The sequence below is a fragment of the Gordonia ajococcus genome (assembly GCF_012974285.1).
Classification (GTDB): domain Bacteria; phylum Actinomycetota; class Actinomycetes; order Mycobacteriales; family Mycobacteriaceae; genus Gordonia; species Gordonia amicalis.
In genome coordinates this window covers 978,809-998,797 of record NZ_CP052884.1, presented here as the reverse complement: position 1 = coordinate 998,797, position 19,989 = coordinate 978,809, and the positions used below count along the sequence as shown (strand labels likewise).

The following is a 19,989-nucleotide window of genomic DNA, read 5'->3' as shown; positions in this document are numbered from 1 at the left end:
GGTCCCCCTCCCGCCCGACCGGTTCCCTCCCGCTTATTGGTTCCGCTGACTGCCAGCCGGGACTGTCGCTGATTCGGTGTAAGTGGTTTTGATCGCCCCCGGCGTGGGGCAGGAGGAATAACGACGATGACCGACACAATCGAGGGCGTGGATGCCCCGGTGGCAGGGCCAGTTCAGACTGGTCGAGAACACGATGTCACCACCGCGGATGCGGTGCGTGAGCTCTCGAAGGCCGAGCAGGCCTTGGTGAGCGATCTGGTCCGTAGCTCACGCGCGCAGGGAGTGGCTTTGACCGGTCCTGACGGGCTGCTCAAGGCATTGACCAAGAGCGTGCTTGAAGCCGCGCTCGATGAGGAGATGACCGAACATCTTGGCTACGACAAACATGACGTGGCCGGCCTCAACACCGGCAATTCACGCAACGGCACGCGCACGAAACGGGTGCTGACCGACGCGTGTGGGCAGGTGCCGATCGAGGTGCCCCGCGACCGCAACGGCACCTTCGACCCGGTGATAGTGGGTAAGAGCAAACGTCGCGTCACCGATGTGGATCAGGTGGTGCTGTCGCTGTACGCCAAGGGGCTGACGACCGGGGAGATCTCAGCGCATTTCGCCGATGTCTACGGTGCGTCGGTGTCGAAAGACACCGTCTCCCGAATCACGGATCGGGTCATCAAGGAGATGGTGAGTTGGTGGGCACGCCCGCTGGAGAAGGTGTATGCGGCGGTGTTCATCGACGCGATCATGGTCAAGATCGGTGACGGGCAGGTGCGTAACCGGCCGATCTACGCCGCGATCGGTGTTGATCTCGACGGGCACAAAGACATCCTCGGCATGTGGGCCGGCGACGGTGGCGGCGAGTCGGCCAGGTTCTGGCTGGCGGTGCTCACCGACCTCAAGAACCGGGGTGTCCGCGACATCTTCTTCGTGGTCTGTGACGGCTTGAAAGGGTTGCCCGACAGTGTGTTGCCGCGTTCCCGTTGGCCACGGTACAGACGTGCATCATCCATCTGATCCGGAACACCTTCAAGTACGCCTCCCGCAAGTACTGGGACAAGATCAGCGCCGATCTCAAACCGATCTACACCGCGCCGACCGCCGCTGAGGCCCGGCTGCGATGGGAGGAATTCGCTGAGAAATGGGGCACGCCGTACCCGGCGATCGTGACCCTGTGGGAGAGCGCGTGGGAGGAGGGGCCTTGACCCCGGATGGTGGACACGGGATTTGGATTAGGCAGCTTCTGACAGCGTAGCGAATGTGTAGGTGTTTTCGTAGCTGGCCGGGCTGGAATAGGCGCAGCGGGAGTGCCGTCGTCGGAGGTTGTAGCGGACCAGCCAGCGGAACACGTCGCGGCGGCAGGTAGCAGCGTCGGGCCACTGGCTGCGGTCCTGCAGGATCTCGCGTTTGAGGCTGGCGTTGAACGATTCGGCGAGCGCGTTATCGGCACTTGACCCCACCGCGCCCATAGACTGGACAACGCCCAGAGCTGCGCAGAGTATCGCGAAATCCTTTGAAGTGTACTGGGCGCGTTCAATCGGTCGATGCAACACCGTGGAACACTGCACCGGTCAGGCCCTTGCGCAGCGCCGCAGCGGCTTTGAGGGCGTCTTCGACCAGTTCGGTGCGCATATGATCGGCGATCGCCCACCCCGCGACCCGGCCGGAGAAGCAGTCGATCACCGTCGCCAGATACAGATTCGACCCGGTGGCCAACGGCAGATAGGTGATGTCGCCGACATACTTAACGTTCGGTGCCGCGGCGGTGAAATCCCGTTTCAGCAAGTCCGGGACCTTCTGGTTCGCTGGATCCGGCGTGGTGGTCTTGACCCGCCGTCGCCGCCGGTAGCCGGCGATCCCGGCGCTGCGCATCACCCGGGCCACCCGCTTGTGGTTGACCCGCTCACCTTCGGGAGCACCGTCGTTGAGTTCAGCGGTGATCCGCGGCGCCCCGTAGGTGTTGTCTTCGTCGTGCACGGTGCGGATCCGGGCTTCCAGCTCCTGGTCAGCGGCGATGCGGGCAGCTCGGCCGTCGGCGCCGGCCAGCCAGGCATAAAACGACGATCGCGCATAGCCACTTCACCGGGTAGGCGTCGCAGTGGTCGGCGACGAACTGAAAGCGGCTCACCAGTTCGTCTCCCCGGCGAAATATTTGGCCGCCGACCGCAGGATGTCACGCTCGGTGGCCAACCGAGTCTTGTCAGCCCGCAACGCCTGGTTCTCGGCCCGTAGCCGGGCCAGCTCCTGGTCAGGGCTCTCGACACCCGCTGGGGCTGCACCCGCCGCAGTCGGGTTGCGGTGCCGGATCGGCACACCAGCGCTCTTACACCACGCCGACAGCGTCACCCCAGAGATGCCGAGTTCATCGGCAATCTGCGTGATCGTTGCGCCCTCGGTGTCTCGGTACAGCTCTACCGCGTCCCGTTTGAACTCGTCGGGATAACTCTTCCTTGCCATCGGTGTCGATCATCTCGCTTCCCCCGCCAATCTTGCGGGATTCAGCGTGTCCAACACCCGGGGTCAGGGTCCTCCTCCATCGTCACATCCAACCGAGAACCCGCCGTATGGCTCACCATGACCGCCGACGCGCTACTGGCCCAATCGGCCATCGACCGACTCACCTCACGCGCGCACACCCTCGTCATCGAAGGCCCCTCCTACCGCCAACGACACCGACCCGGACTTGACCGACCCAACCCCGCAGAGCATCCTCAATAACGCGCCAAGGTGGTCCCATCCTCGTGGCAATCCAGGCGGTCCCATAGCAGTGGCAAATGACAGTCTGCTTCAAAATCGTGTTCGCTCGCCGCAGCTCACGGTTCTCCCGTTCCAGCTGCGCGATGCGTTCGGCGTCGCTGCTTGTGGTACCCGGCCGCACGCCACCATCGACCTCGGCCTGCTTGACCCACGTCCGCAGCGCTTCAGGATGCACGCCGAGTTGCTCAGCGATCCGTTTGAGCGCACCCGGCCGCGTAGCCGAGTCCTGACGGGCTTCCACCGCCATCCGCGTTGCCCGCTCCTTCAGCTCAACGCTGTACTTCCGAGGTGCTGCCATGCTCTCTATCCTTCCCAGGTTCGAGAGCCTCCGACAAACCCGGCCAATGACATGGCAGGTACCGCAGGCCGCCTCACCGCCGCAATCCCCGCCGATTCCCGGAACCGCCTCGTCCACTGCGGTTTGCATCAATGACTTGCCAGGCGTCAGCGTGGCGGGACAGTTGTCTCCGTTATGGGTGATATGGGGTGATATGGGTGATCGTGGCCATGGCCGCCTCCTTGATCGTGAGTGCTTCCTCGAGTCTGGACGCATCGGGTTCACCCAATCCATGGCCCAACGTCGCAATGAGTTGCTAAATTGGCTCACTGTGATCCCTCCTGTTGAACCTGGGGTGCCCCCCTTGGCGTTCGCGCAGCTTCTCGACTGCGGTGCGCTGGGGGAGGAGGAGACCCGAGCGTTCAGCCGAATCATGATCAGGGAGCAGGTCGACCTCAGATCACTAATACAGCGAGAGGCGCAAGTGCCGGTGCGGTGGTTTCGTGAGGTCTACCCAAATATGGGACCCCGCGACGGGTTTCGGCTGGGTGTCGCGTTCGCCAAACACGCCCAGCTAACTTCTTTCGGCCCACTGAGCCTGCCGCTGGTCAGCGCTGGGTCTGTCGCTGAAATCGTTGAGCTGCTTCGATTCCTGCCCTTGATCACAACCGCGCTGAGCGCAGATTTTCACCATGGCGACACTGGTCTGACCATCACTCTTGCTGGGCGCACCGACAGCGCCGGTACTGACTGCTTCGCCGTCACCTACGGGGGCCTGGCCGTACTACGCCTGGTGGAGATACTTGCCGGTGCTGTCCCATCGGTGGAATTACACCTGACCTGCCCAGCACCGACCGCGCCGCCAAACGAAGGGGACGTCGCGCACCGGCTTGTCTTTGATGCACCGGGATCGTTCGTGCAGATTCCGGCTCACGTGCTCCATGAGGTGTGCCGCTTCTCAGACCCCGTTGCCTACCGGGTCGGTATCGCTGAAATGCGACGTATTTTCAACCAGCGGCACAATAGCCCATATACGCAGCTCGTCCGCGCTCAGTTCGAGACAGGCCCTGCTCGAATCGACGGCAATCAGATCGCCAGAGAGCTAGCGATCTCAGTGAGTACGCTCAAGCGCCACCTCCAGGCCGAAGGCACCACATTGCGTCGCCTGCGGCAGGAGTTCATGAGGGAGCGTGCCATCGTCCGTCTCTTGGATCCCGGAGTAGGAGTTGGTCAAATCGCTGCCGAACTGGGGTACTGCGATGTTGCGAGCTTCTCCCACGCGTTCACACGTTGGGTCGGCTGCTCTCCGTCGCACTTCCGACACACCCGTGCGGGTCAACAACGTCGACAATCGGCAGCCCCTGATGTTGTCAGTCCTGGCGTAGAAAATTGACAAAGAAGCTGTCAACAATGGACGAATCTGCATATCGCTGGAAGTGCGCCAAATCCACTTTCGCGAACTCGCCAACAGCAGAGAAGAAGACCTGTTGCTCGATCGTCCCGGTCGCTTCGGATGCGTAGCAGGTGATCGGTGCTCTCAACTAATCACGCGGTGAGCCGCACAGGTACGTGCAAAGGCACCGGCCGACGGTACCTGACGGTAAGTGTGCGGGTGACCGCGGGGGTGCCGGCGGGCATCGAGCGGCAGAGGAACCGACGGGATCGCTCACCGACTGAAGGGCGTGGGCCTGAGTCGAGGATCTGACAGGTCTAGCGGTCGAGATAGAGGCGTGCTGCGTGGCGTTTGGCGGCGGCTTGGTGTTCTTCGGCTGCGCGGAGCGTGTCGCGGAGGGTTGCGAGGGCTTCGGTGATGCTGGCGATGGCTTCGGCGGGTGTGGTGGGGGCGCCGAGGGTGTCGACGGCTAGATGTACTGACCCGCCAGGTTGGGTACGCGGTCGGCGGGTGAGTCGCCTCTGAGTGCGGTGTGGCCGCGTTCGTGATTGTAGATGCGCAGGAACTCGTCGAAGGCGGCCACGCGTTCGGTCTCGCTGTTGTAGGGGCGGGCGTAGGCCCATTCCTATTGCAGTGTGCGGTTGAATCGTTCCACCTTGCCGTTGGTTTGCGGCCGGTACGGTCGTGTCCATTTGTGTTTGATCCCGTTGTCGGCCAATCGTTTCCGGAACATTCTGGACCGGTAACAGGACCCGTTGTCGGTCATCACCCGTGTGGTCGTGACGCCGATCGAGGCAAAGTGGGCCAAGGCACGCGTCATGAACGCGGTCGCGGTTTCCTTCTTCTCATCAGCGAGGATCTCCGAATAGGCGTATCGGGAGTGATCATCGACGGCGTGGTGCAGGTAGGCGTATCCCAGGTTGGGGCGGCCATGCACGGTGCGGGGCCGGGACGGATCGCGATGGGCACTGGAATTGCGGCCGCCTCGGGCGCGGCCGTGCACGCGGTGCCCACCACCGTCGGGGATCCTGCCCAGCTTCTTGATGTCGACGTGGATCAAGTCCCCGGCAGCTTCGCGTTCATACCGGCGAACCTCACGTCGTCGTGCACGCACCGGTGCTCCGGTGGCCGGGTCGGTCCACGACAACCGCACACACTGGTACCAGGTGAGGATGCGGTGGACTGTGGACACGTTCAACCCCAGGTGGAACCCGATCCGAGCTGGTCCCCAACGGCGCGACACGCGTAACCCCACCACCCGTCGTTCCCGGCGACGGGTGGTGCGATGCGGGCATGAGCGGGGCCGGCTTGAGCGGTCAACCATCCCTGCGGGCCCGTGGTCGCGGTAGCGGTCGGCCCACCGTTTGGCCGTGGTCACCGAGACATTGAAACGGTCCGCGGCACGCCGCAGCGGCCACCCATCCTCGATCAACACACCGAGCCAGACTGGGGGTGTCAGATGGTCTGTGTAAGTCCAAGTGCTCATCAGTGAGAGGAAGATCTATGAGCATGGCCCTAGACGACAAGCAGCACGACAACGGCGACCGGCAGTTGCCTGAGCTGGCCGAGCCGCGTTCGACTGCGGAGGTGGCCGAAGCGCTGCAGGCCTCGGGCATGGTCGATGAGCTGTTGGCCCAGATCGATACCGGCCAGGTCCAGATCACTGGCGACGGCGGCCTGATCCCGGGTCTGATCAAACTCGCCCTCGAACGCGGTCTCAAGGCCGAACTGACCGATCACCTCGGCTATGAGAAGGGCGACCCGGCCGGGAGGGAGTTGCCGAACTCGCGGAACGGGTCGAGCGCGAAAACGGTGCAGTCCGAGGCCGGGCCGGTCGAGCTGAACGTCCCTCGTGACCGTTGTTGACGGCGCCTGAAAACTGACCCCCTGACGACGGGTGAATTTTGACCCCCGTCTTGTTAGGAGGGTGATTTCAGTGGAGCAGTGGGCGGAGATCCGCCGTTTGCATCGCAGTGAGGGTGTGCCGATCAAGGAGATCGCGCGCCGGTTGGGGGTGGCCCGTAACACGGTGCGGGCGGCGTTGGCCTCAGACACCGCGCCGAAGTACTCGCGACCGGCGAAGGGCTCGGTGGTCGATGCGTTCGAACCGCAGATCCGGGCGTTGTTGCGGGAGTATCCGACGATGCCGGCGACGGTGATCGCGGAGCGGATCGGGTGGACGAGATCGTTGACTGTCCTCAAAGACCGGGTCCGGGTGATTCGCCCGGAGTTTCGTGGGGTAGATCCGGCCGATCGGGTGATCTATGAGCCCGGCGGCTGTTCGCAGTGGGATCTGTGGTTCCCGGACTACCGAATCCCAGTGGGCCACAATCAATTCGCCATGTTACCGGTGTTGGTGATGACATTGGCGTTCTCCCGATACCGGTCGGCGGTGATGATCCCGTCGCGCCAGGGCGGAGACATCCTGACGGGGATGTGGCTGCTGCTGTCGCAACTGGGCGCGGTGACCCGCAAGCTGGTGTGGGACCGCGAAGCCGCGATCGGCCCCAAGGGCACACCCACCGCGCTGGCCGCAGGATTCGTGGGCACCTTGGGCACTCGGCTGGAGCTGGCGCCACCGCGAGACCCCGAGTACAAGGGCATGGTCGAACGCAACAACCGATTCTTCGAGACCTCGTTCCTGCCGGGCCGCCAGTTCGCCTCACCGGACGATTTCACCGCCCAGTTCGATCGGTGGCTGGCCGATCATGCCAACACCCGAGTGGTGCGCGCGATCGGTGATCGACGCCCGTGTGATGCGCTCGCCGAGGACCTCGAGCAGATGGCCGGGCTTCCCCCGACCGCACCTCATATCGGGTTGAGTAGCCGGGTGCGACTCGGTCGCGACTACTACGTACGTGTGGCCGGCAATGACTATTCGGTGCACCCGTCGGTGATCGGTCGCTTCGTCGACATCACCGCCGACCTGCAGCAGGTGCGCATCCAGTGCGGCGAGGTCACCGTCGCCGACCACGCTCGCAGCTGGGCCAACCACGTCACCATCGCCGACCCTCAGCACGTGCGGGCAGCCAAAGAACTGCGCCGCGACTACCGCCGCCAAGACCTCGCCAACCGGGCCCGAAACGCCGCCCGCATCCGCGCCCACCCCGACGGCCACGAGGTACCGATCCGGGCGCTACCAGACTACGACGACCTGTTCGGGGTGCACTTTGCTACCCCGTCAGGTGCTCAACCACCCACCCCGTCCACTATCGCTGAAAGGTGAAATACCATGTCCGACAATCACACAGGTAAGCAGATCGAGTTCGCGGCGCGGGCGTTGAAGATGCCAGCGATCCGCCGCTGCTGGGCCGAGTTGGCCGAGCGGGCCCGCACCGACAACTGGACCCACGAGGAGTACCTCGCAGCGATCCTTGACCGCCAGGTCAGTGAACGCGAAGCCAACGGCACCGTGCTGCGGATCAGTGGCGCTCGCTTCCCCGCGGTCAAGACACTCGAGGACTTCAACTTCGACCACCTTCCAGGATTGCGTCGCGATGTTATCGCCCATCTGGCCACCAGCACCTGGATCGCCAAGAGCGACAACGTGATCCTTCTCGGACCACCTGGAGTGGGTAAAACCCACCTCGCGATCGCGCTCGGGATCAAAGCCGCGCACAACGCCTACCCTGTGCTCTTCGACACCGCCACCGGATGGGCCACCCGCCTGACCGAGGCACACACCACCGGCCGCCTGGTCTCCGAACTCAAACGGCTCCGCCGCTACCGGCTGATCATCATCGACGAGATCGGCTACCTGCCGTTCGACTCCGATACCGCCCAACCTGTTCTTCCAACTCATCGCCAGCCGCTACGAACAAGGCTCGATCCTGATCACCTCGAACATGCCATTCGGCCGCTGGGGCGAAGTCTTCGCCGACGATGTCGTTGCCGCCGCACTCATCGACCGCCTCGTCCACCACGCCGAGGTCATCACCATCGACGGCGACTCCTACCGCACCAAGACCCGACGACAACTCGTCAACGCCGACCAGTAACCACACCAAAAGGGGGTCAAATTTCAACCGTCGATAAGGGGTCAGTTTTCGGCCGCCGTTGACAGCTGTGGTGCGGTGTCCGGCTCTCTCTGCGCTCTACTGCTTCGAGTTGGGCCGTACGTGGCCGAGCGCGAAAGCGTGACCGTGCGTGAAAGGCGAAAAACGTGGCCCCGCCCGGTTGTGTCTCTTACTGGGCGGTGTGGATCTCGACTCCGGGGACTTGTTCGCAGGGTCGACGAGATGAGCGGTTGCCACGCTGCAAGCGTGGGGCAGTACGACCCCGAAGTCAAGAGGTGCACGACGCTTACGTTAAGCAGAACTTGACAAGTCCGCTATCGGGCTAAAGTGATTGCAGGACAAAGTATTACGTCACCAGTGACAAGGCTGCACCTGAATCCAGCGACGGTGTTTTGCGACCCTCCGGGCTGCTTCGATTCGAACGTTTGCGTGACCCGATCGCTCACAGTCGGGAGCTACTGCCATTTGAACGAGACCTACTGTCGGGCATAGCTGGTCGAAACAGATGAGAACTAGACTCTCCGTGCCTAGGTGATTGCGCAGGTCGTCTCTCATGCGGGTTTGACACCCGGCTTGGAACGAGAATGTGGGTCGCGGCACTTGGGAGGCAGAAGCCCGGACATCGCGTTCCCGACCGAGGGGGCCGATAGAGTTTGGCCATGTCGGTGCTGGGATGGATCGTGCTATCCGGGCTGGCGATGAGCGCGGTGGCGTTGGTGGGCGGCGTGTCCCTGCTCCTGCCGGAGCAGATGTACTCCCGGGTGGTGCTACCGCTAGTGGCAGTGGCAGCAGGGGCGCTGCTCGGTGGTGCCCTGTTCCACATGCTGCCCGAATCGGTCGAGGTGCTCGGTAACGGGCTGGCCGTCTACACATCGGTGGCGGCTGGGGTGTTCGCCTTCCACGTGCTCGAACAGTTCCTGCACTGGCACCACTGTCACCGCCCGGTCGGGGAACACCGCCCGCTCGGTTACATGATCCTTGCCGCCGACGGGCTGCACAACCTCATCGGCGGAGTGGCCGTAGGCAGCGCCTTCGTCGTCGACATCCGGCTCGGAGTGGTCACCTGGTTGGTCGCGGCCGCCCACGAGATACCCCAGGAACTCGGAGACTTCGGAATCCTCGTCCACAGCGGATGGAGCGTTCGTCATGCCCTGCTCTACAACGTGGCCTCGGCGCTGACCTTCCCTGTGGGCGGTCTGCTCGCTTACGGCGTCTCCGGGCGGATCGACATCGCGGTGCTAGTGCCGTTCGCCGCAGGTAACTTCCTTTACATCGCTATGGCCGATCTGCTGCCGGAAATCACGACCTCCCCCCTTCCGCGGGAGAAGATCGTTCACTCCACCAGCTTCGGACTGGGGCTCGTGGCACTGTGGGCCATCACGTTGGTGGTGTGAACGGAACCGAGCCCGCTTCTGCTCGGGCCACCACATCCAGGACTGCAGGGCGCGTCGAGGCCGGGCAGGATTTCCCGCCGGGCCGCGCCGGCTCGAAGGTGTGCCCGAGGGCCGTTTGGCCCTATCGGGCGCGACCGTGCCGGAATACACCTGGAAGCAGGGAAATGCATCCCGAAGAAATCCCGAAGAAGCAGAGAAGGGATCTCTGATGAGTTGCTGGTGCGGACACGGCCCCTGGCATTACCATGGCTACCCCTACCCGCCCCCGGGTGCGTATGCGCCGCCACCGCCCCCACCGGCGTACTACGCGCCAGACGAGCAATACGGCCGGCGCCGGCGCCGGCGGGCCGACGCCGAGGAACTGGCGGACTACCTGCAGGATCTCGAAGAGGAGGTCACCCGAATTCGGCACGAACTCGACGAGCTGCGTGGCTCCGACGCCAGCAAGAGCTGACCGAGATTCGTTCCACCGGGACCGGGGGGAGGTCGTGGTGTAGGGATCGGGATGATCCGCACACCGCGGAATGAGTTATTTGGCGCGGATGGCCTTCTCAACGTCCTCTTCGCGGATCGCCTTGGTGCAGAAGAACCAGTCCTCACACTCGACGGCCTCATCAGTGCCTGCCATCCGGTCCGCCGCGACCCCGCACGAACCAGCGGTCGGAACGATCACCCGGTCGCCGGGACGCCAATCGGCGGGCGTGGCCACCTCGAACGCGTCGGCGGTCTGCAAGGCCTTGATCACGCGGAGCAGTTCGTCGAAGTTGCGGCCCATACTCAGCGGGTAGTAGATGATCGTGCGGATGATCCCAGCGGGGTCGACGACGAAGACCGCGCGCACGGCCTTGGTGGAGTCTTCACCCGGCATGATCATGCCGTACTTACGGGCCACCTCCATCGAGATGTCCTCGATGAGCGGGAACGTCACCTCGACGTTGCTCATGCCATTGAAGGTGATCTTGTCCTTGATGGTGCGCAGCCAGGCAATGTGGCTGTAGAGGCCGTCGACGGACAGTCCGACGAGTTCGGTGTTGTACCTGCGGAACTCATCCTGCATCGAGGCGAAAGTGATGAATTCGCTGGTACACACAGGGGTGAAGTCGGCCGGGTGGGAGAAGAAGATCACCCACTTGCCTTGGTAGTCGCTGGGGAAGCTGATGTCCCCCTGGGTGGTCACCGCGGTGAATGCGGGTGCCAGCTCGCCGATCCGGGGCATCGAGCTCACGGTCCGGGCGGGAGTGTCTGCGGTTGTCATCGGGTCACCTTATCGATCGAAAGTTGGTGGCGGACAAAGTCATCATATACCCCCTCGGGTATATACGAGAGTGTTTGCTGTGTTGTAAGGGCGGGCGTAGGCCCATTCCTCTTGCAGTGTGCGGTTGAATCGTTCCACCTTGCCGTTGGCTTGCGGCCGGTACGGTCGTGTCCAATTGTGCTTGATCCCGTTGTCGGCCAATCGTTTCCGGAACATTCTGGACCGGTAACAGGACCCGTTGTCGGTCATCACCCGTGTGGTCGTGACGCCGATCGAGGCAAAGTGGGCCAAGGCACGCGTCATGAACGCGGTCGCGGTTTCCTTCTTCTCATCAGCGAGGATCTCCGAATAGGCGTATCGGGAGTGATCATCGACGGCGTGGTGCAGGTAGGCGTATCCCAGGTTGGGGCGGCCATGCACGGTGCGGGGCCGGGACGGATCGCGATGGGCACTGGAATTGCGGCCGCCTCGGGCGCGGCCGTGGATGCGGTGTCCGCCACCGTCGGGGATTCTGCCGAGTTTCTTGATGTCGACGTGGATCAAGTCCCCGGCAGCGTCGCGTTCATACCGGCGAACCTCACGTCGTCGTGCACGCACCGGTGCTCCGGTGGCCGGGTCGGTCCACGACAACCGCACACACTGGTACCGGGTGAGGATGCGGTGGACTGTGGACACGTTCAACCCCAGGTGGAACCCGATCCGAGCCGGTCACCAGCGACGCGACACGCGTAACCCCACCACCCGGCGTTCCCGGCGACGGGTGGTGCGATGCGGGCACGACCGGGGCCGGCTTGAGCGGTCAACCATCCCTGCGGGCCCGTGGTCGCGGTAGCGGTCGGCCCACCGTTTGGCCGTGGTCACCGAGACATTGAAACGGTCCGCGGCACGCCGCAGCGGCCACCCATCCTCGACAACACACCGAGCCAGACGCAGCCGGCCAGTCGGGGACAACGGTGAATTACGGTGAGACATGAAGACCTCCGGGTTGAGGAGCGGTTCTTAGACAGCTCCACACCTCACTCGGAGGTCTTCCCTATGTCACGCCGACCCGCCGAACCCCGTACCTAACGTCCCGGGTCAGTACAATTAGGCCTGGGCCAGGCACCCTGATACCCAGGCCCGCCGAGAGCGTCAACGTGGAGTCGACACACGAACCAGATAGCCTTCATATCTCAACTGGAACGTTTCTGCGATTGTTCGACCAGTTTCCGCCATCGGCTGAAACGACGACGATTCTCGATTCCCCCAGCCATCCATTCCTCGGGTCGTTCGACCGCCACCTCAGATTCCGATCGTTACCTATGTAATTAGGGCGTAGTGGCTCGGAGCAAATGGAACGGTTCGTCCTCTCGCGGTCGTGACCAACTGTCCCCCGGCCGGACTACTCCAAACAGATGACACCATGACCACCGCTGGCGAAGTTGTTTCCCCGCTGCGCCCTGCCAAGCTGCGCGAACCCGACCGATACACCCAAGGACACCCGCGCGACCACTGCCGCCGCGACTTCGCAACCTTCCTACGCCACAACCCCGACGGAAACCAATGACCGCCGCCATACGAGCTGACCACGACCACGCGATCCCGCCTACCGCACCCAGGCCCACACCCGTCTGGAGGCCGCCGCCGACCGGCGGCGTACGGTCAAGATCAAGACCGGTGAGCAGGCCAAACCCGAATAGACCTGCTGCTGGCTGTGCCAACCACGCCGCCTGTATGTCTGCATCGCCGGTCGGTAGGAGGGGATGCCGCGACTGCCGACAGATCACCGGCTGAGCCGCGCGATACACCAGCAGGGTGTAGTGGAGCGACCTACCGCCGCACAGCGTTGTCCCGGCCCACCGGCTCTGCTGGCCTGGGAAGAGTCCCAGCCGTATGGGTGGTCACCATATTGCGCGTGCACGTGTGAACCAAGCGTGACCGATGGGGACTCTGGAGCAGTCTGCGACCTGAGTCGAGAGATGTGGAGCACGCAATGGCGGATGCGGCGGAGCAACTCGCCAAACTCCTTCAATATGGCGGGTGCGACTTCGACATCAAGCTCAAAGAATGAAATTTCCGCCGACTTTATCGGCGGCGCCTCAGTTGGTTTGTAGGTATTCTTGCTACTCGTGCCCATAGTCGCGTTTGTACTCTTCGCGCTCTTTGCGAGCGCCGCGGTGAGTCCGACTTATCAGCATGGGATCGAGTCCATGCTCCTGCATGCGAAACCGGCGATACACATAGTCCAGGGCGATTGTGAAGTAAATCAGCGGTATGAGTATGTATATCATCATAAGGATAGATACCCATAGGGGTCCTGGCACTAACAAGAACAATAGAAGTAAGGGGAGGACAGGAATTGTCCAACGCATTAAGTATCTTGCGTCGGCCCCTGGTCCTGTTAGGTCATGAAGAACCCAATCCTGCATGTCGTCGGGTAGTCGACCACCCAGGTTGTACCACAACCATTGACGGAAAGATGGCTTCGTCATCTGGTGATGATATCATTTCGGGTCCCGCTCGACGTATCGGTGGTGACCACGGAAGCGCGACGGGCGCGCCAGCCTCCGCGGCGGCGACGTTCCAGATCGCTTTGCCGAACTCCTGCAGAAGGTAGGAGCAGCCGCCGCCGCTGGCGATGACCGAGATGTCTGTCGGTAGCGCCAATCGAATCTGGTTGACAGTCGATGTGACGCAGGAGTCGGCGCGTTTGGTCTGCAAGGTCGGCGGGTTCGTAATCTTAGGTAGCCGTCATCGGGTCTCAACTGGGCGACAAAAGTCTCCGATGTGATGTCATCTGACACTGAGGCCAGGGCCGCCGCTGGGCGGAAGCGAAGGCATGGCATGACACCCCACCTGCGGAAATGTCATAATTACTATTATCGTCTAAAAGTCTGGCTATCGCCAGGCCAGTTTAACGGCTACACTGGACGGCATGACGACAGTGCCACTGGGTGAAGCCAAGGACAAGCTCTCCGCGCTGGTCGACAGCGCCGAAACCACGCACGACATCATCACGATCACCAAGCACGGCAAACCCGCCGCGGTACTGATGTCGGCCGACGATCTCGAATCGCTGCACGAGACGATCTACTGGCTCTCACGTGCCGGTGTCCGCGACGACGTCGCTACCGCCGACGCCGAGTACGCCGCCGGCCACACCGTCTCCATCGACGACCTGCGCGCCGAACACGGCATGCCGCCGAAATGAGCGACGCTCCGACAGACTCGCCCGCCCCGTACCGGGTCGAGGTCGCATCCCCAGCTCGCCGCGACCTTCAACGCCTTCCATCCCGGATCGTCCACGCCGTCATCGAATTCATCTCCGGACCTCTCGCTGGTAACCCACACCGGCTCAGCAAGCCGCTGCGCAACGACCTCGCCGGCCTCCACAGCGCCCGACGCGGCGACTACCGCGTCCTGCTCCGCATCGACGACCCGAACCACACCATCGTTGTCGTCAGAATCGACCACCGTGCCCACGCCTATCGCACCTAACTGACTGTGGCAATGCATACCTGGACGAAGGAGAGAATGTCGTGAACGACCCCGGGAACACGCTCGATCAGGCTATCGACCAGCTCTACGACCCCATCATCGCTCTGCAACGCCAGGCGCTCGACATCGAGCGCGATTACCGTGACCTCGCCCAACGCGACGATCTTGCCGTCGACACCTCGGCGCACCGACCACGCCCGCCGAAGCGATCGCTAGCATCACCGAAGCCCTCGCATCGCTCCGCGCTGCCGAAGAACACCAAGCCGCCGCCAAACGCCACGCAGCACGCCTCTACATCGACCGCTAGATGTACTGACCCGGGACGTTAGGTACGGGGTTCGGCGAGTCGGCGTGACATAGGGAAGACCTCCGAGTGAGGTGTGGAGCTGTCTAAGAACCGCTCCTCAACCCGGAGGTCTTCATGTCTCACCGTAATTCACCGTTGTCCCCGACTGGCCGGCTGCGTCTGGCTCGGTGTGTTGTCGAGGATGGGTGGCCGCTGCGGCGTGCCGCGGACCGTTTCAATGTCTCGGTGACCACGGCCAAACGGTGGGCCGACCGCTACCGCGACCACGGGCCCGCAGGGATGGTTGACCGCTCAAGCCGGCCCCGCTCATGCCCGCATCGCACCACCCGTCGCCGGGAACGACGGGTGGTGGGGTTACGCGTGTCGCGCCGTTGGGGACCAGCTCGGATCGGGTTCCACCTGGGGTTGAACGTGTCCACAGTCCACCGCATCCTCACCCGGTACCAGTGTGTGCGGTTGTCGTGGACCGACCCGGCCACCGGAGCACCGGTGCGTGCACGACGACGTGAGGTTCGCCGGTATGAACGCGAAGCTGCCGGGGACTTGATCCACGTCGACATCAAGAAGCTGGGCAGGATCCCCGACGGTGGTGGGCACCGCGTGCACGGCCGCGCCCGAGGCGGCCGCAATTCCAGTGCCCATCGCGATCCGTCCCGGCCCCGCACCGTGCATGGCCGCCCCAACCTGGGATACGCCTACCTGCACCACGCCGTCGATGATCACTCCCGATACGCCTATTCGGAGATCCTCGCTGATGAGAAGAAGGAAACCGCGACCGCGTTCATGACGCGTGCCGTGGCCCACTTTGCCTCGATCGGCGTCACGACCACACGGGTGATGACCGACAACGGGTCCTGTTACCGGTCCAGAATGTTCCGGAAACGATTGGCCGACAACGGGATCAAACACAAATGGACACGACCGTACCGGCCGCAAACCAACGGCAAGGTGGAACGATTCAACCGCACACTGCAAGAGGAATGGGCCTACGCCCGCCCCTACAACAGCGAGACCGAACGCGTGGCCGCCTTCGACGAGTTCCTGCGCATCTACAATCACGAACGCAGCCACACCGCACTCAGAGGCGACTCACCCGCCGACCGCGTACCCAACCTGGCGGGTCAGTACAGCTAGACCTGTCAGATCTCGACTCAGATCCGCGTCCTCAGCCGGTGAGTAATCCCGTCGGTTCCTCTGCCGCTCGATGCTCGCCGGCCACAGTTTCCGCTAAGGCCTCCACCGGAACCAGCCCCGGAAGATCGCCGTCGAGTCGCCACGGCGGGCGACTGAACGACGCCCACCACGCCGTGCACAGCCCCGCCGACGGGTCGTCTTCCCAGCGAATACGCAACGTGGACCTTACCACGGTTCCGCCGGTCCGATAAGGAAACTCAAACACCGTCGTATGGCCGACCTCCGCCGCAGGAACAACACATCGGACCTCAGATGTACCCATACCGTCGAATCCCCCTGCCTCCCCAATAGACCCGTTTCCAATCCCCACCCATCCGAGTAATGCCGCTCGACAACCGCCAGACAGCTCGGACACAAGCACAATCACGGCGTGATCCAAAAAGGTTACAGCGCAAAGGGTCACAGCACCCGCGCAAGTTGCTGCTCGCAAGACCATCGACGTCGGGCACCTACAGTAGTGTGGCGACACATGACAATGAAGACGATCACCACTCGGGCTCTGGTCACCGTCGCCGCACTGTCGACACTGCTACTGGCAGTTCCCTTGACGGCATCGGCAGCCCCGGCACCACGACTCGGCGTCCTCGGAGACGACATCTGGGTCATGGGAAACAACGCCTTCTGCCACGGAGCCATCCACGTCGGAATCGACACCAACCCCGCCAAACGAGGCCAGGCCACCATCTCCCTCACCTCACGCGGATTCACCGGCAACCAACCCGCCTGGGGACGCAACCCCTCCTGCAAAATCAACGTCGCGATCGGTTACTGGTCAGGCATCCAGTACCGCGAGAAAATCATACCGATGGACCTCGGCCCGCGACCGCAAGCACCGGTCCGCGTGAACCTTCGCGGAGTCGGAGAGGGCATCAACCTCATGTCCTTCACCACCCACCCCAACCTGAACAAAGGCGTCTCCTACTACGTCCAAATCCCGTAGTTCCCGACACCAAACCCCAGACCTCAACACCCCCGGGCGCCACTGGCATCCGGGGGTGTCGACGTCGCGACGGCCCCTCGTCGTCGAAGCACCCCTGCTTCTGCCCCATGTGCCCGGAGCGCGCCCGGCGGTTCGTCAAGCTCAGCGCCGCCCACCACAGCGCGGCCAGGGTCGCGAGGGCGATCGGGGCGGCGATGAACAGGACCCAGAACCAGCCGACACCTGCTCCGGCGATGACGTACACCGGGTCTGGTGACGCAGGCAGCAGGTAGTCGCGAGCCGGGGACGGCCGGATCAGGAACTGTTGGGCGGCGGGCCAGACCTTCGTGTAGCCCAGGACGCCGGCTACCGCCGCCGCAGTCAGCAGAATCCAGCGCCACCCTTCGGCCGCCTGCTTCTGATCGGCGGCCGACTCACCTGGCACATAGGGGTGGTTGAGTTCGGCGCTGCTGGTGGCGTACGGCCGGCTCGACGGCGCGGGCCCGGCAGAGGTCTTGCCGGGAACAGCCCCCTGCCGGTGGCCATCACGGTCGGTCCTTTCGCTTGGTCGGGGCGGGCGACAGCGGATGCGCGCCGTCGGTCACGGTGAGGCGTGCTCGATCGGGATCACACCGGGGTCTGGCGCCGCGGTGTCAGCAGCCGGCGCCGGTGCCGGGCCGGCGGGATCTCTCCGGCGTCGACGGTCGCATCCACAGCCCCGCCAACGATCAGGCGATGTTGACGGCGCGTCGCTGTCGCTGACGCGGTGATCGCCGGGCGTGGCTGTGTCAGCGGCCTAACGGCGATGGATGCTGCGCAATTGCCAGATCATCGTAGTCATCCTGCAAAGGGGGACGAAAATGGTCGCGCGTCAACGCTGCAGTTAGCAGTCACCGCACCGTGGTGATGCTGAGCTTGCCGTCCGCATGGTAGGCGCGCAGCAGCTTCTTGTCGAACTTCCCTACACTGGTGCGGGGAATCTGCTCGATGAACGTCCACTGTTCGGGAAGCCACCATCGTGGAACCTGTTGGGCCAGCCAGGATTTGATCTCTTGGGGCGCAATGTGGAGTCCATCCTGCAGCACGACCGCAGCGAGGGGGCGTTCCTGCCATTTTGGGTCGGGCACGCCGATTACCGCCGCCTCGAACACGGCTGGGTGCCCGGTCAGGATGTTCTCTAGTTGCACCGATGAAATCCATTCGCCGCCGGATTTGATGACATCCTTGGCACGGTCGGTCAAAGTCAGAAAGCCGTCGGCGTCGATGCGCCCGACATCCCCAGTGCGCAACCAGCCGTCGTGGAAGTTGTCGTCGTCGGCACCCTGGTAGTACGCGCCTGTTACCCAGGGCCCGCGGACTTCCAGTTCCCCCACCGCTTGACCGTCGTGCGGCAGCACTGAACCGTCATCGGCGACGAGACGCATCTGGACTCCGCACACGGGGCGGCCTTGGGTCGTTCGCATCTCCTGTGCCCGCTCGGGCGGTGCCGTTGCCGACGGGCGTGCGATGGCGGCCAGCGGCGAGGTTTCGGTCATTCCCCAGGCCTGCAACACCGTGACGCCCAGGCGCTCCTCGAATGCCTCTATCAAGGCGCGCGGCACCGCGGAGCCGCCACAGACCACCAGCCGCAGCGATGAGAAGTCGCAGGTGCCGACGCGTCCCGTATGGGAGAGGACGTCATTCCAGATTGTCGGTACGGCGCCCGCTATGGTCGGGCGCTGCTCGTGCACCATCCGGCTGATCGCGTCGGCCTGCAGGAATCGGTCGGGCATCAGCAGGTCGGCCCCTGCCATCAGCGCTGCGTAGGGCAGCCCCCATGCGTTGGCGTGGAACATCGGCACGATCGGGAAGACGCGATCGCCCTCGCCGACGCCCAGCCCGTTTGTGGTGCATGCGGCCATCGAATGCAGGTATAAGGATCGGTGGCTGTACACCACCCCTTTGGGGTCGCCGGTGGTGCCGCTGGTGTAACACATTGCCGCTGCGAAGGTTTCTTCGACTGTAGGCCAAGGGAACTCGTCACCCTCAGCGGCGAGCAGCTCGTCGTAATGGGCTACTTCGGGCCCGTTGCCGCGCAGCAGCTCGACAGCATCGCCGCCGCCAGTGACCACCACCGCCCGCACCGAGGGCGCATCCGCCAACAGCGGGGCCAGCAGTGGCGTCAGGGACGCGTCGACGATGATGACCGTGTCTTCGGCGTGGTTGACCACGTAGCGGATTTGATCGGCCGAGAGTCGGATATTGATCGTGTGCAGGACAGCACCCATGGCGGGTACCACGCAATAGGCTTCCAGGTGTTCCTGGTTGTTCCACTGGAACGTGGCGACGCGGTCGTCGCCGGTCACACCGAGACGTCGCAGCGCCCAAGGCCAGTTGGGCCGACCGCTGGCCGATCTGCAGGTAGTTTGCAGCGCGAAGGCCCTGTTCGGTGGCGCTGATCACCTGCTTGGCGCCGTGTACGCCGCTAGCATGCGCCAGGATCGAGGCGACCGACAGCGGAGCGGCCTGCATGGTGGAGTGCATCAGCGATTCCGCCCGCCACAAGCCATGTCGACGTTCACAGTTCGAGGTCGCTGCGGCCGTCGGCGGCCAGCATCGCGGTGTAGGTGGGAAAGAGCAGTTTGGCGGTGGGGACGAGCTTGATGACTTTCTGCACCGGGCCCTTGGCGCGGACCTGTCCCTTGGCCATGGCCAGCGACAGGTTCACTTTGCCCTGCCAGAATCGGTTGCCGGTGTCTGCCGACATGAACAACTCGACATCGGGTGTGATGTCGGTGGCGCCGGCGAGCACTGTCGCGTTGGGAAGGTCCACCGTCACAATCGCCTCGGGATCGGTGTAGTTGATTTGCAGCACAACACCCGAGGCGGACAGCTTGGGCCCGATGTCGGGATCTGCTAGGCCCTTCTCGAACACCCCGCCGATGTATTTGTGCACCTCTGCCTCGTCAGTGAAAACGCCCATGGCGGTGATCCTTTCGTGTCGTTGATCGCCAAAGCTGGAAG

The 19,989-nt window shown here is 63.5% G+C and carries 12 protein-coding genes and 10 pseudogenes; 13 read left to right on the top strand and 9 right to left on the bottom strand.

All coding sequences use genetic code 11. The annotated features are described in order from the left end of the window. Positions 1 to 126 precede the first annotated feature (126 nt). Positions 127 to 1,193: pseudogene (locus GAA2_RS04605) on the top strand (IS256 family transposase); the annotation flags it as partial. Positions 1,194 to 1,229: 36 nt separating this feature from the next. On the opposite strand, the pseudogene GAA2_RS04600 reads toward GAA2_RS04605, so the two are convergent. Next, positions 1,230 to 2,454, bottom strand: a pseudogene (locus GAA2_RS04600) (IS3 family transposase). A 72-nt stretch (positions 2,455 to 2,526) separates the two neighbouring features. On the opposite strand from GAA2_RS04600, the pseudogene GAA2_RS23350 reads away from it, so the two are divergent. Next, positions 2,527 to 2,715, top strand: a pseudogene (locus tag GAA2_RS23350) (ATP-binding protein); the annotation flags it as partial. A 67-nt stretch (positions 2,716 to 2,782) separates the two neighbouring features. Here GAA2_RS23350 and GAA2_RS23085 read toward each other — a convergent pair. Together GAA2_RS23085 and GAA2_RS23080 are read right to left on the bottom strand one after the other, a co-directional pair. Beyond that, positions 2,783 to 3,052 (bottom strand): annotated as a pseudogene (locus GAA2_RS23085) (transposase); the annotation flags it as partial. 45 nt (positions 3,053 to 3,097) lie between these two features. Next, positions 3,098 to 3,247 (bottom strand): annotated as a pseudogene (locus GAA2_RS23080) (2Fe-2S iron-sulfur cluster-binding protein); the annotation flags it as partial. A 76-nt stretch (positions 3,248 to 3,323) separates the two neighbouring features. On the opposite strand from GAA2_RS23080, the gene GAA2_RS04590 reads away from it, so the two are divergent. Next, positions 3,324 to 4,424, top strand: a complete 1,101-nt coding sequence (locus GAA2_RS04590) for a helix-turn-helix domain-containing protein (RefSeq protein WP_210738472.1) — start codon at positions 3,324 to 3,326, stop codon at positions 4,422 to 4,424. 469 nt (positions 4,425 to 4,893) lie between these two features. Here GAA2_RS04590 and GAA2_RS04585 read toward each other — a convergent pair. After that, positions 4,894 to 5,910: pseudogene (locus GAA2_RS04585) on the bottom strand (IS481 family transposase). Positions 5,911 to 5,927: 17 nt separating this feature from the next. On the opposite strand from GAA2_RS04585, the pseudogene GAA2_RS04580 reads away from it, so the two are divergent. The 5 genes and pseudogenes from GAA2_RS04580 to GAA2_RS04560 form a co-directional block, all read left to right on the top strand. Beyond that, a pseudogene (locus tag GAA2_RS04580) lies at positions 5,928 to 6,284 on the top strand (transposase); the annotation flags it as partial. A 67-nt stretch (positions 6,285 to 6,351) separates the two neighbouring features. After that, on the top strand, positions 6,352 to 7,650 hold the full coding sequence (gene istA, locus GAA2_RS04575) for an IS21 family transposase (RefSeq protein WP_191834760.1): 1,299 nt from the start codon (positions 6,352 to 6,354) through the stop codon (positions 7,648 to 7,650). A gap of 6 nt (positions 7,651 to 7,656) precedes the next feature. Beyond that, positions 7,657 to 8,422: pseudogene (gene istB, locus GAA2_RS04570) on the top strand (IS21-like element helper ATPase IstB). A gap of 677 nt (positions 8,423 to 9,099) precedes the next feature. Then, positions 9,100 to 9,834 carry a ZIP family metal transporter gene (locus tag GAA2_RS04565; protein ID WP_191834759.1) on the top strand — a complete coding sequence of 245 codons (735 nt, stop codon included), beginning with the start codon at positions 9,100 to 9,102 and terminating at the stop codon, positions 9,832 to 9,834. Between the two features lie 208 nt (positions 9,835 to 10,042). Further along, complete coding sequence (locus GAA2_RS04560; RefSeq protein ID WP_191834758.1) at positions 10,043 to 10,288, top strand: hypothetical protein; 246 nt, start codon at positions 10,043 to 10,045, stop codon at positions 10,286 to 10,288. A 75-nt stretch (positions 10,289 to 10,363) separates the two neighbouring features. Here GAA2_RS04560 and GAA2_RS04555 read toward each other — a convergent pair whose 3' ends face one another. From GAA2_RS04555 to GAA2_RS04540, 3 genes and pseudogenes are all read right to left on the bottom strand, one after another. Next, the gene (locus GAA2_RS04555) at positions 10,364 to 11,089 is read right to left on the bottom strand and encodes a peroxiredoxin (RefSeq protein WP_191834757.1); all 726 of its coding nucleotides are present in this window, start codon (positions 11,087 to 11,089) and stop codon (positions 10,364 to 10,366) included. Positions 11,090 to 11,167: 78 nt separating this feature from the next. Further along, a pseudogene (locus GAA2_RS23070) lies at positions 11,168 to 12,061 on the bottom strand (IS481 family transposase); the annotation flags it as partial. A 1,130-nt stretch (positions 12,062 to 13,191) separates the two neighbouring features. Next, on the bottom strand, positions 13,192 to 13,560 hold the full coding sequence (locus GAA2_RS04540) for a DUF5313 family protein (RefSeq protein ID WP_191834754.1): 369 nt from the start codon (positions 13,558 to 13,560) through the stop codon (positions 13,192 to 13,194). 443 nt (positions 13,561 to 14,003) lie between these two features. On the opposite strand from GAA2_RS04540, the gene GAA2_RS04535 reads away from it, so the two are divergent. The 5 genes from GAA2_RS04535 to GAA2_RS04515 all read left to right on the top strand — a co-directional run bounded on the left by GAA2_RS04535 (position 14,004) and on the right by GAA2_RS04515 (position 17,007). Then, positions 14,004 to 14,279 (top strand): type II toxin-antitoxin system Phd/YefM family antitoxin, encoded by a 276-nt coding sequence (locus GAA2_RS04535; protein WP_006438783.1) that lies wholly within the window; start codon positions 14,004 to 14,006, stop codon positions 14,277 to 14,279. Continuing rightward, entirely contained in the window at positions 14,276 to 14,566 is a 291-nt protein-coding gene (locus GAA2_RS04530; RefSeq protein ID WP_006438782.1) for a type II toxin-antitoxin system RelE family toxin, read from the top strand. Before GAA2_RS04535 ends, GAA2_RS04530 begins: the two co-directional genes overlap by 4 nt. Positions 14,567 to 14,607: 41 nt before the next feature. After that, positions 14,608 to 14,895: a hypothetical protein gene (locus GAA2_RS04525; RefSeq protein WP_248664701.1), complete on the top strand. Its 288-nt coding sequence runs from the start codon at positions 14,608 to 14,610 to the stop codon at positions 14,893 to 14,895. Positions 14,896 to 14,987: 92 nt separating this feature from the next. Next, positions 14,988 to 16,007, top strand: a complete 1,020-nt coding sequence (locus GAA2_RS04520; RefSeq protein ID WP_191834753.1) for an IS481 family transposase — start codon at positions 14,988 to 14,990, stop codon at positions 16,005 to 16,007. A gap of 529 nt (positions 16,008 to 16,536) precedes the next feature. After that, entirely contained in the window at positions 16,537 to 17,007 is a 471-nt protein-coding gene (locus tag GAA2_RS04515) for a hypothetical protein (RefSeq protein WP_006438780.1), read from the top strand. Positions 17,008 to 17,876: 869 nt separating this feature from the next. Here the strand turns inward: GAA2_RS04515 and GAA2_RS04510 are convergent. Beyond that, positions 17,877 to 19,509: pseudogene (locus GAA2_RS04510) on the bottom strand (long-chain fatty acid--CoA ligase). Between the two features lie 34 nt (positions 19,510 to 19,543). Further along, positions 19,544 to 19,948, bottom strand: coding sequence for an SCP2 sterol-binding domain-containing protein (locus tag GAA2_RS04505; protein ID WP_006438776.1), 405 nt, complete (start codon positions 19,946 to 19,948; stop codon positions 19,544 to 19,546). Positions 19,949 to 19,989 lie beyond the last annotated feature (41 nt).